Raw genomic sequence first — 3,432 nt, forward strand, 5'->3', positions numbered from 1 at the left:
TGCGGACCCGAGCACCCGCGCAAGTCAGAGCAGTCCAGAGAAGCGCTTCCTCCCGGGCGTGAACGCCCGGGGTTCCGCGCTAGATCATGCTGAACCGCCGGCGGCACACCCTCGTCGGCGCACTGACGCGGCAGGCCGCCGCGGCCGGAGGCACGGACCGCGAACGCACCATCGACCAGCCCACGCCTTCTTCGCGGCATCGCCACCCGGCAGGCTTCCCCAAGACGCCGCCGCGCCTAAGGCCCGGAAACCCCCCAGAGGGATAGCACAAAGGCAACCCCGAAACCGCCTGCCAGCAGCGCCAGCACAGTCCGCCCGGTGCAACCCCGGAAAAGAATCGGCAGTTCACCGCCTTGATCACCGTCAAGGCATATGAGGTACACGGAGGGGGAGAGCCGGAGTGCGCCGATGGCCACGCCTGCCCCCGAGTCACCGTCCGTCGATCCGGCCACGATGATCGAAGACGCGGCGGCGTTCAGCGCGAAATTACCCAGCCCGGCGCCCAGGTCCCGGCGGCGTCGTGGCCGGCCGCTGTGGCGGCGAGGTGGGCGCGGAGGGTGGCCAGCGCCGGGTGAGGGTTGTCGCGGTGCCACAGGAGCGAGTGCGGGTAGACGGGCATCGGGTCGGTCACCGGGATGCGGCGCAGGCCGTGGCCGGCGGGCCAGACGAGGCGGGTCTGCTCGCCCATGAAGGTGGCCAGGGCCGGGGTGTCGGCGACGGTGTCCAGGAGCGCGTCGGAGCCGAAGTTGGGGCCGGTCGCCTCGATGGTGAGGCCGAACTCGGCGACGAGGTCGTCGTAGTAGGCGGCCCACTCGGTACCGGGGACGATGCCGGGCATCCAGATCCGGTGCCCGGCGAGCTGAGCGACGGTCACCGACCGGGCGCCCGCCAGCGCGTGGGCGGGGCCGGTGAGGAGCTGGAGCGGCTCGTCGAGCACCCGCACGGACTCGATGTCCTCGGGAAGGGGCCGGCCGGGCACGGCGACGGCGCGGAAGGACGCGTCGATCGCACCGGACCGGATGGCGGCGACGGCCGTCTCGATGTCGAACAGCCACACCACGTCGAGCTCGATCTCGGGGTGCGCGCGGTGGAATCCGCGCATCAGGCCCGACGCCGCGCCGCGCGAGGCGATCACGTCGACGCGCAGCGGACGGCGGCCGGTGCGCACGGACGCGACCGCGCGCTCGGCGACGCGCAGCAGCTCGCGCGCGTGGGGCAGGAACGCCTGCCCGTCGATGGTGAGCTCGGCGCCGCGCGCGGTGCGGGTGAACAGCCGCACGCCGAGGTTGCGCTCCAGCGCGGCGATGCGCTTGGAGACGGCCTGCTGGGTGACCGCCAGCTCGGCGGCGGCCTCCTGGAACTGCCCCGCGTCGGCGGCGGCGACGAAGGTCCGGACGGTGTCGAGGTCCACGCCGACACCCTATGGCCACAACCATTGGTTGTGGCCGAGCGGTCCTGCGGTTGTTTGATCCCCGGGTGTGGTGCTCGCTTTGATGCTTCCGATCGCGGATCGGTTGTGCAGGTGAGTGGAGAGGGGCGTCGGGCATGAGGAGCGGGCACCGGCTGGGGCGGCAGTTCGGGTGGCTCTGGGGAGCGTATGGGACCAGCGCGCTCGGCACGTGGCTCGCCTTCGGCGCGTTCGAGCTGATCGCCATCCGGGTGCTGCACGCCGGACCGGCCGAGGTCGCCGCGCTCTCCTGCGTGGGGGCTGCGGTGGGCGCGGCCGCGGCGGTGCCGCTCGGCCCGTGGACGGAGTTCCGCCGCAAGCGGCCGGTGCTGATCGCGATGGACCTGGTGCGGTTCGCGGCGCTGCTGACGATCCCCACCGCGTTCGCGCTCGGCGTCCTCACCTTCCTTCAGCTCCTGCTGGTCTCGGTCGTCGTCGCGGCGGCCGACATCACCTTCCGCGCCGCCTCCGGCGCGTACCTGAAGACGCTGCTGCCGGCCGAGGACCTGCTCGTCGCAGGCGCCCGGTTCGAGTCCACGGCCTGGACGACCACCATCATCGGACCGCCGCTGGGCGGCGCGGCGATCGGGCTCCTCGGTCCGGTGGCGACGGTGGTGGCCGACGCGGTCAGCTACCTGCTCTCGGCCCTGGGCATCCGCGCGACGGGCGGGCACGAGCCGCGGCCCGAGCGCCGGGAGGCCGCGCGCATGCGGGCCGGGGACCTGCTCGACGGCTGGCGGTACATCCTCGCCGACACGACGCTGCGACCGCTGTTCTTCAACACCGCCTTGTTCAACGGCCTGGTGATGGCCGCCCAGCCGCTGCTGGCCGTCCTGATGCTCGGCCGACTCGGGTTCGCACCGTGGCAGTACGGCCTCGCCTTCGCCGCGCCCGCGATCGGCGGGCTGCTCGGTTCGCGGCTGGCCCGACCGCTCGTCACCCGGTTCGGGCAGCACCAGGTCCTGGTCGCGGCCGGGGCGCTGCGCGCGCTGTGGCCCGTCGGCCTGGCCTTCCTCGGGCCGGGCACCGCAGGGCTGCTGCTGGTGATGGGCGTCGAGCTCGGGCTCATCTTCTGCTGCGGGGTCTTCAACCCCGTCTACGCCACCTACCGCCTCGAGCGCACCGCGACCGACCGGGTCGCCCGCACGCTGTCCGCCTGGGCGGTGACGACCAAGGCCTCGACCGCGCTCCTGACGGCCGTCTGGGGCGTGCTGGGCGGCCTGCTCGGCCCGCGTACGGCCATCGGCCTGGCCGGCGTGCTCCTGCTGGCGACCCCGCTGCTGCTCCCGCGCCGCGCGGCAGCGCATCTCTCCGAGCCGGAGCCGGCACCGAACCGCGCCTGACCAGCCGCCACGGCCGTCACCGCAACCGGGCCGCGCCGCCCCTCCTCGCAGCGACCCCAGATAACACCACAAGCTCCGCTCCAGCCCACGTACCGCTGGCTTCGTTCACGTTCAGCACCAGCGTATGTCGATGGGTTTCAGCAGCAGTTGGCGATCAGCGCGCCCGCAGATGCTCACGAGAATTGACGGCAGCGTCGTCAGCGAGGGCGTTCAGGCAATCATTGGAATGACCAGCACCTCCAGTGCCTCCGGGGATCAGGCACACTAGCCTCGGGCCATGCCCGAGAGCTCGGTGGCGCATTTTTACGACGAACTGGCCGACGACTACCATCTGATCTACGCAGACTGGGACGCGAGCATGCGTCGGCAGGGCGAGGCACTGGACGCCCTGATGGGCGAGGACCGCGTGGCGGTGCTCGACTGCTCCTGTGGCATCGGCACGCAGGCCATCGGCCTTGCACTGCGTGGGCACCGCGTCACCGGGACGGACCTCAGCCCCCGCGCCGCCGCCCGCGCTGCCCATCAGATCTCTGGCGAGGGGATCCGTGCCTTTAGGCGTGGGGGGAATCGCTTCTTTGGGCTGCTCTGACCTCAACTGTGTTTACGGATCTGCACTGTTGACCGCAACGAGATGTGTGGCGC

At 72.1% G+C, this 3,432-nt stretch carries 2 protein-coding genes and 1 pseudogene; 2 read left to right on the plus strand and 1 reads right to left on the minus strand.

Translation table 11 applies throughout. The annotated features are described in order from the left end of the window. Nucleotides 1–475: 475 nt before the first annotated feature. Nucleotides 476–1,411: a LysR family transcriptional regulator gene (locus ACZ4RZ_RS50185; RefSeq protein WP_467754358.1), complete on the minus strand. Its 936-nt coding sequence runs from the start codon at nt 1,409–1,411 to the stop codon at nt 476–478. Nucleotides 1,412–1,545: 134 nt separating this feature from the next. Between ACZ4RZ_RS50185 and ACZ4RZ_RS50190 the strand changes: the two genes are divergently transcribed. Beyond that, a complete protein-coding gene (locus tag ACZ4RZ_RS50190; protein ID WP_467754359.1) occupies nt 1,546–2,790 on the plus strand; it encodes an MFS transporter in 1,245 nt (414 codons plus the stop codon). 277 nt (nt 2,791–3,067) lie between these two features. Further along, nucleotides 3,068–3,334, plus strand: a pseudogene (locus ACZ4RZ_RS50195) (class I SAM-dependent methyltransferase); the annotation flags it as partial. Nucleotides 3,335–3,432: the final 98 nt, after the last annotated feature.

The sequence above is a fragment of the Streptomyces sp. NPDC027189 genome (assembly GCF_055566975.1).

What these genes read in the sequence shown, in the direction of transcription:
- ACZ4RZ_RS50190 (WP_467754359.1), top strand. Translation starts at nt 1,546, where the DNA reads ATGAGGAGCGGGCACCGGCTGGGGCGGCAGTTCGGGTGGCTCTGGGGA.